The organism is Acidisoma sp., assembly GCF_035492295.1.
Classification (GTDB): domain Bacteria; phylum Pseudomonadota; class Alphaproteobacteria; order Acetobacterales; family Acetobacteraceae; genus Acidisoma.
Genome location: NZ_DATJJK010000264.1, coordinates 1 through 6,611 on the forward strand (window position 1 = coordinate 1; position 6,611 = coordinate 6,611).

Annotated in this window: 5 protein-coding genes and 1 pseudogene; 5 read left to right on the forward strand and 1 reads right to left on the reverse strand. The window is 67.7% G+C overall.

What is annotated here, in order from left to right; genetic code table 11:
* Nucleotides 1-189: pseudogene (locus VL752_RS19820) on the forward strand (hypothetical protein); the annotation flags it as partial.
* Nucleotides 190-244: 55 nt separating this feature from the next.
* Here VL752_RS19820 and zapE read toward each other — a convergent pair.
* The gene (gene zapE / locus VL752_RS19825) at nt 245-1,426 is read right to left on the reverse strand and encodes a cell division protein ZapE (RefSeq protein ID WP_408863194.1); all 1,182 of its coding nucleotides are present in this window, start codon (nt 1,424-1,426) and stop codon (nt 245-247) included.
* A gap of 166 nt (nt 1,427-1,592) precedes the next feature.
* On the opposite strand from zapE, the gene VL752_RS19830 reads away from it, so the two are divergent.
* From VL752_RS19830 to ligA, 4 genes are all read left to right on the forward strand, one after another.
* Nucleotides 1,593-2,171 (forward strand): cob(I)yrinic acid a,c-diamide adenosyltransferase, encoded by a 579-nt coding sequence (locus tag VL752_RS19830; RefSeq protein WP_325357946.1) that lies wholly within the window; start codon nt 1,593-1,595, stop codon nt 2,169-2,171.
* A 10-nt stretch (nt 2,172-2,181) separates the two neighbouring features.
* Nucleotides 2,182-3,147, forward strand: a complete 966-nt coding sequence (locus VL752_RS19835; RefSeq protein ID WP_325357952.1) for an outer membrane protein assembly factor BamD — start codon at nt 2,182-2,184, stop codon at nt 3,145-3,147.
* 27 nt (nt 3,148-3,174) lie between these two features.
* The gene (gene recN, locus VL752_RS19840; RefSeq protein WP_325357948.1) at nt 3,175-4,875 is read left to right on the forward strand and encodes a DNA repair protein RecN; all 1,701 of its coding nucleotides are present in this window, start codon (nt 3,175-3,177) and stop codon (nt 4,873-4,875) included.
* On the forward strand, nt 4,872-6,611 hold a 1,740-nt coding region (gene ligA, locus VL752_RS19845; RefSeq protein ID WP_325357950.1), incomplete at its 3' end, for an NAD-dependent DNA ligase LigA. The genes recN and ligA, both read left to right, overlap by 4 nt.

The following is a 6,611-nucleotide window of genomic DNA, read 5'->3' on the forward strand; positions in this document are numbered from 1 at the left end:
CTCGATGAGGATCTGCGGGCCGCCGCCCTCACGGCGCTCGACATGGACCGTACCGCCTGCCGGCGCTTCGCCGAAGGCTATTCCTGGTCGGCGGCGGCGGCGATGTTCCTGCGCAATCTGGTGCCCATGGCAGCGCGGCGAAGCACAATCCGGGGCCTTGCGCGCGGCCGGCTTTCGCTGGCGCGGTGATTTTGGCCAGTCCGCCGGGCTGAAGCGGCCCAGGTCTGGCGCAGGCTGGCTGACATCAGGTCAGATGGGCGAGGCCGAAATAGGCCTCGGTCTGCATTTCCACCAAACGCGAGGCCGTGCGCTCGAACGCCTGGGCGCCGGTGCCGTCCGGATAGAGGGCATCTGGCTGGGCGGCGGCCGAGGCCACCAGCTTCACCCGGTGATCGTAGAGATTGTCGATCAGGTTGATGAAGCGCCGCGCCTCGTTGTGGTTGTCCGGAGTGAGCAGCGGGATATCGTCCAGCACCACGGCGTTGAAATGGGTCGCGATGGCGAGATAGTCCCCGGCACCGAGGTTGCGGGCGCAAAGATCGGAAAAGGTGAAGCGGGCGACGCCACCGGCAGCTTGGGGCACGGCGAGTGCCCGGCCCATGACGGTGAGGGTCACGGGCCGGACGGGCGCACCCTCGCTCAGAGCGCGGAAGGCTCGGTCCAGCGCGGCGCGGGCGGCGGGGCCCGGCGGCACGTGCCAGGTATCGCCCGTCGCATCCCGCATCCGGCGGTAGTCCTGCTGGGAATCGAGCACCAGCACGTCGAGATGCTGCTTCAGCACGTCGATGAAGGGCAGGAAGGCATCGCGCCCCGGCTGGCCGCGGAAAAGATCGTCAGGCACGGTGTTGGACGTGGCGACGACAACGACGCCGCGCTCGAACAGCGCCTCGAAGAGGCGGCCGAGCATCATCGCGTCGGCGATGTCGTTGATCTGGAATTCGTCGAAGCAGAGCAGGATGGCCTCTCCGGCGATGCGGTCGGCGAGGGGCGGGATCGGGTCTTCGCCGCCGGGATTGGCCTGCTTCCACTCGAAGATGCGGCGATGGGCCTCCTGCATGAAGGCGTGGAAGTGGATGCGCCGGCGGCGCGGCACCTCGGCGGTCGCGAAGAACATGTCCATGAGCATGGACTTGCCGCGGCCGACCTCGCCCACGAGGTAGAGGCCGTTGACCTCCGCGCCAGGGGCCTCGTCCACCGGCTTGCGGCGCAGGAAGCGGCCGAGCAGGGTGTTGCGCGCCAGGCGAGCCGGCGGATCGTAATGGCGCAGCTTGCTCCATAGCGCCTGCAAGCGCTCGGCCGCCGCCGCCTGGGCAGGGTCGGAGACGATCAGCTTGCGGGAAACCGCGTGGCGATAGACGGCGAGCGGCCCGTCCCCGGTGGGGGCGCCGCTCAGAACCTGCTGCTCGACGGGCTGGGTGATATCCATGCTGCGCCGCACATAGTCGGGCTTTGGGCGAGAGACAATGGCTTTCACGGCAGGCCTCCCGCACCCGCCTGTAGGGTTTGATGGCTGACCGCCGTGACATGGGCGCCCGGGCGGGCTATCCGGGCCGGGAGACGTGCTTCGGCGCGGCACAGCGGGCGAGGACAGCATGGCCGTACGCATCGACCGGGTGGTGACCCGCGGCGGGGATCTTGGCGAGACCTCGCTCGGCGATGGCGCGCGGGTGTCCAAGAACGCGCTCAGGGTGGAGAGCTTCGGCACGGTGGACGAGGCCAATGCCGCGATCGGGCTCATCCGCCTGCATACGACGGACCGTCCGGATGCGGACGGAATGCTCGCTCGCATCCAGAACGATCTGTTCGATCTTGGCGCCGATCTCTGCACGCCGGAGGCGGCGGAGGGGGCTGAGGCGGGGCGCTCGCGCCTGCGCATGGGCGAGGCGCCGATCGCCCGGCTGGAGGCCGAGGTCGCGGCGATGAATGCGGTGCTGCCGCCACTCACCAGCTTCGTTTTGCCCGGCGGCACTCCGGCCGCGGCCCAGGCCCATCTTGCGCGAACCATCGTCCGGCGGGCAGAACGACTGGTAGTGGCCCTCGCCGCCGCGGAGCCGGTCAATCCTTTGGCCCTCCGCTTTCTCAACAGACTATCGGACCATCTCTTCGTCCTCAGCCGTCACCTGAACGCGGGATCGGGGCGGGAGGTCGTCTGGGTGCCGGGCGGACGGTGAAAGCTTGAAAATGCAGCTGAGCGGGGTCTTCGCGCAGGCCATGGAATGGTATAAGTCGCCGAGCATGTCACAGCACCGCCGGATTCTTCCGATCGTCCTGATCCTGGCACCGGCGCTTGCCGGCTGCGGGATGTTCAAATCCGGCCCGACGGCCACCGAGATAACGGAGCGGAACGCGCGCCTGCCGCCCGAGGTTGTTTACAACAACGGCATCAACGCCCTGCAGAAGCAGGACTATCAGACCGCCGTGAACGACTTCAACGACATCGAGCAGAACACGCCCTATTCGCCCTGGGCCACCAATGCCCAGCTGATGCACGGCTATGCCGAATATCTCCGCAGCCATTATTCGGACGCGATCAGCGCGTTGAACCGCTACATCGATCTGCATCCCGCTGATCGTGACATCGCCTACGCCTACTACCTGCGTGCGCTCTGCTACTACGAACAGATCTCGGACGTGCAGCGCGAGCAGGCGACGACACAGGAGGCGATCGACGCGCTGCAGGAAGTGGTCAACCGCTTCCCGAACAGTGCCTACGCCCGGGATGCGCAGCTCAAGATCGATCTCGGCGAGGATCAGCTGGCCGGGCACGAGATGGTCATCGGCAAGTGGTACGAGAAGCAGCATCTTTATGCCGCCGCCATCGGCCGCTACCAGGTTGTCATCAACAACTATCAGACGACAAACCATACTGCCGAGGCGCTGGAGCGCCTGACCGAACTCTATCTCAAGCTCGGCCTGACGGACGAGGCGCGGCGGACGGCGGCGGTGCTCGCCTACAATTATCCGGGCAGCAAATGGTACCAGGAAGCCTATGCGAAGCTCGCTTCCACAGACGTGATCAACCCCAAGACGGGCGACGTTGTGACATCCGACGCGGACACCACGGCGGATACCGGCAGCGTGCAGCAGAAGCCCACCGTGATGCCGCAGCCGAAATCCTCCGGCGGCTTCTTCGGCTGGCTGTTCTGAACCCTGGTCCTGTGACTGGATAGCGCCATGCTGAGTGCGCTTTCCATCCGGGACGTGGTGCTGATCGACCGGCTCGACCTCACCTTCGGCGAGGGTCTCACGGTGCTGACCGGAGAGACCGGTGCCGGCAAGTCCATCCTGCTCGACAGTCTCGGCCTCGCCCTGGGCGACCGCGCCGATAGTGGCCTCGTCCGCGCCGGCCAGGAACAGGCGACGGTCACCGCCTTCTTCATCCCGCCCCTGTCCCATCCCGCCTTCGCGCTGCTCACCGAGCATGGCTTGGAGGCGGAGGAAGAGATCGTCATTCGCCGCCTGGTGAGCCGGGACGGCCGCTCGCGGGCTTTCGTCAACGATCAGCCGGTCAGTGCCGGGCTGCTTCGCCGCCTGGGTGCGCTGCTGGTGGAGGTCCAGGGCCAGCATGACCAGATCGGCCTTGCCGACCCCGCGGCGCACGGTCCTTTGCTCGATAGTTTCGGCGTACCCGCGAGAGTGACCGAAGCCGTCGTCGGCGCTTGGCGCCGGTGGCGGGATAGGTTGGCGGCGCTGGATCAGGCCCGCCGCGCCATGGCGGAGGCCCAGGCCGATGAGGCCTGGCTGCGCCATGCGGTGGGCGAGCTTTCCGATCTCGCCCCAGAGCCGGGAGAGGAGGAAACCCTCGCCCAGGCGCGGCATGCCATGCAGCAGGCGGCCCGGCGGGCGGAGGCGATTGCCGCCGCCCTTTCCGAAATCGCGCCCCGTGAGCGGCGCAATCCGGGGCCCGGTGCTGCGCTCCGCGCTGCCGCCCGAAGCCTCCAGCGCCTGCTGCCGAGCAGCCTTTCGGCTGAAGCCGAGGCCGATAACCCACTTGCCCCGGCGCTTGCCGCGCTTGATCGGGCGGAGGAGGCGATCGCCGAGGCCGAAACCATGCTGTCGCGCCTCGCCCATGAGGCGGATGGCGACCCGCGCGAGCTTGAACGGGCGGAGGAACGGCTGTTCGCGCTACGCGCCGCCGCGCGCAAGCACAGTGTGCCCGTAGCCGAACTGCCTGCGCTGCGCGAGCAGCTCGCCACCCGTCTGGCGGCGCTCGACACCGGTTCGGCGCATCTCGTGGAACTGGAAGCGGCGGTCGCCGAGGATCGCGCGGCCTATGTCGCGGAGGCGGCGCGGCTTTCCGCCGCGCGGCAGAAGGCGGCGCGTCGGCTGGAGGCGGCGATCATGGCGGAACTGCCGCCGCTGCGCCTGGAACGCACGCGGTTCGTGGTCGAGATCGAAGCGCAGGCCGAAAACGGCTGGAGCGCGCGCGGGGTGGAAAGCATCCGCTTCCTGATCGCGACCAATCCCGGCCAGGCGCCCGGCGCGATCGACCGCATCGCCTCGGGCGGCGAGCTGTCCCGCCTCATGCTGGCGCTGAAACTGGTGCTCAGCCGTGGCTCTGCCGTCGGCACGCTGGTCTTCGACGAGGTCGATTCCGGCATCGGCGGCGCGACGGCGGCGGCGGTGGGCGAGAGGCTTGCGCGCCTGGCCCAGGATGTCCAACTGCTCACGGTCACCCACAGTCCGCAGGTGGCGGCACGCGGCAACGCGCATCTGCGCGTCGCCAAGGCCGTGGAGGGCGGGCGCAGTGCCACGCGGGTCGAGCCGATGACGGGCGAGGCCAGGCGCGAGGAAGTGGCCCGCATGCTGGCGGGCGAAAGTGTCACGGAGGCCGCGCGCGCGGCCGCGGATAGCTTGCTTGGGAATGCTGCATGAGCCGGAAGCCAAAAAGCCCGGGCGCGGAGATGCTGAAGGCCGAACTCGCCGGTTTGGTCGCTAAGATCGCAGCGGCGGATGTCGCCTATCATGGGCATGACGCGCCGGAGGTGACGGACGCCGAGTATGACGGCTGGCGCCGGCGCGCGGCGGAAATCCTTGCCGAACATCCTGAGCTTGCCGATGCCGAAAGCGCGGTCGAAAAAGTGGGCGCCGCACCCGCCAGCGGCTTTCGAAAGCACCGCCACGGCATTCCCATGCTGTCCCTCGACAATGCCTTTGCGCCCGAGGATTTTCTGGAATTCGAAGCGCGTATCCGGCGCTTCCTGGGCCTGAAGGACGAGAGTGCGTTGCGCTTCGTGGCCGAGCCCAAGCTCGACGGGCTCTCCCTTTCCATCACATACGAGAACGGCCGCCTCACCGCCGCCGCCACGCGTGGCGACGGGTTCGAGGGCGAGCTGGTGACGGAGAATGTCCGGACGCTCGCGACCGTGCCCGAGGCGCTGAAGGGAAAAGCCCCGGCGCGGATGGAAATCCGCGGCGAGGTGTTGATGACGAAAGCGGATTTCCTGGCCCTCAACGCGGCCCAGGAAACGGTCGGAGAGCGGCTTTTCGCCAATCCGCGCAATGCGGCGGCGGGGTCCTTGCGTCAGCTCGACGCGCGCATCACCGCTGCCCGTCCGCTTTCCTTCTTCGCCTATGCCGTGGGCGAGGCGAGCGAGGAAATCGCCGACAGCCATTGGCACTTCCTGGAGCGACTCGAGGCTTGGGGTTTCCAGGTCAATCCGCTGCGTCGCGCGGTGGCCGGTGGTGCGGAGGCAGAAGCCTTCCAGACCGAGATCGGTCTCGGTCGTGCGGGCCTGCCCTATGATATCGACGGCGTGGTCTACAAGATCGACGACGTCACGCTGCAGCGGCGCTTAGGCTTCGTCGGCCGCGCGCCGCGCTGGGCGATCGCATGGAAGTTCCCCGCCGAACAGGCGATGACCGTGCTGCGCGACATCCACATCCAGGTTGGCCGCACCGGCGCGCTCACGCCGGTTGCGCGGCTGGAACCGGTGAATGTTGGCGGCGTGCTGGTGCAGAACGCGACGCTGCACAATGAGGACGAGATCGGTCGCAAGGACATCCGTATCGGCGACACCGTCGTGCTGCAGCGCGCCGGCGACGTGATCCCGCAAATCGTTTCAGTTGTAACTGATCGGCGGCCGAAGGGAGCAAAGGCATATCAGTTTCCGGAAACCTGTCCGGTGTGCGGCAGTCATGCAGTGCGCGCGCCGGGCGAGGCCGTGCGGCGCTGCACCGGCGGATTGATCTGCGCGGCACAACGTGTCGAGCGGTTGATCCACTTCGTCTCCCGCCCCGCATTCGACATCGATGGGCTGGGCGAAAAGACCATCCGCGAATTCTACGCCGAAGGCTGGCTGCACTCACCGGCCGATCTGTTCCGCCTGCCGGCCAGGGAGGAGGAGATTGCGGGGCGCGAGGGCTGGGGCAAGGTATCCGCGCGCAACCTGTCACGCGCCATCGAGTCACGACGGCATATTCCACTCGACCGCTTCATCTATGCGCTCGGCATTCGCCGCATCGGTGAATCGAATGCGCGGCTGCTGGCCCGGCACTACAGCAGCTTCGCCAACTGGCGCACGGAGATGCTCGCCGCGGTCGAGGTAGGTTCGGAAGCGCGCGGTGAACTCGACAACATCATCGGCATCGGACCGGCAATCGCCGAGGAG

What these genes read in the sequence shown, in the direction of transcription:
- recN (WP_325357948.1), top strand. Translation starts at nt 3,175, where the DNA reads ATGCTGAGTGCGCTTTCCATCCGGGACGTGGTGCTGATCGACCGGCTC.
- VL752_RS19830 (WP_325357946.1), top strand. Translation starts at nt 1,593, where the DNA reads ATGGCCGTACGCATCGACCGGGTGGTGACCCGCGGCGGGGATCTTGGC.
- VL752_RS19835 (WP_325357952.1), top strand. Translation starts at nt 2,182, where the DNA reads ATGCAGCTGAGCGGGGTCTTCGCGCAGGCCATGGAATGGTATAAGTCG.
- zapE (WP_408863194.1), bottom strand. Translation starts at nt 1,426, where the DNA reads ATGGATATCACCCAGCCCGTCGAGCAGCAGGTTCTGAGCGGCGCCCCC.